This window comes from Pararhizobium sp. PWRC1-1 (assembly GCF_049897905.1).
Classification (GTDB): Bacteria; Pseudomonadota; Alphaproteobacteria; order Rhizobiales; family Rhizobiaceae; genus Pararhizobium.
Genome location: NZ_JAFCXE010000084.1, coordinates 1 through 741 on the forward strand (window position 1 = coordinate 1; position 741 = coordinate 741).

At 58.6% G+C, this 741-nt stretch carries 1 protein-coding gene; it reads left to right on the plus strand.

Annotation, left to right across the window (positions count from 1 at the left end; translation table 11 throughout):
- Positions 1-8: 8 nt before the first annotated feature.
- On the plus strand, positions 9-741 hold a 733-nt coding region (locus tag ACP7E0_RS35025; RefSeq protein ID WP_426131970.1), incomplete at its 3' end, for an IS5 family transposase.

A 741-nucleotide genomic window follows, 5' to 3' on the forward strand; every position in this document is an offset into this window, starting at 1 on the left:
GATCCAGCATGCCGCACAAGCATAACGCCGCCCGTCGACACCTCATCAGCAAGATGAAATTCAAAGTGACGAACTGGGCGGAGTATGAGGCGAGTCTTCGCCGCCGTGGCAGTTTGACCCTTTGGATAACGCCGGAAGCTTTGATCGGTTGGACTGCCCCACGTCGCAGGTCGCGTGGCGGCCAGCCTCTCTATTCGGATCTGGCGATCGAAACTACTCTGATGCTGGGCATGGTGTTTGGGCTGCGTTTGCGCCAGAGCGAAGGGCTTTTGAGTTCGGTGCTTGATATGATGGGATTGGGTTTGCCTGTGCCCGATCACACCACGTTGAGCCGGAGGGCCAGAACGTGGAGGCCATCGAGCAAAAGCAATGACCGCCAACCCGTGGCGGACGGGCCGGTTCACGTCTTGATCGATAGCACGGGATTGAAGGTCTATGGCGCGGGCCAATGGCTGGAAGAAAAACATGGCGTAAAGTCCCGGCGCGGCTGGCGAAAGCTGCATCTGGCTATTGATGCCGACAGTGGCGAGATCATTGCACATAGTCTGACAGATCAGGAAACCGGCGATGCCTCGCAGTTGGAGCCGTTGCTGGCTCAGATCGACGATGAGATCGACCAGTTCACTGCCGATGGAGCTTATGATGGCTATCCATCCTACGACGCGGTTCACCGTCACAGCGCTGGCGCCAGGGTCGTCATTCCACCGCGCTCGAACGCGGTTGAACGGCTCACCGCCCAAG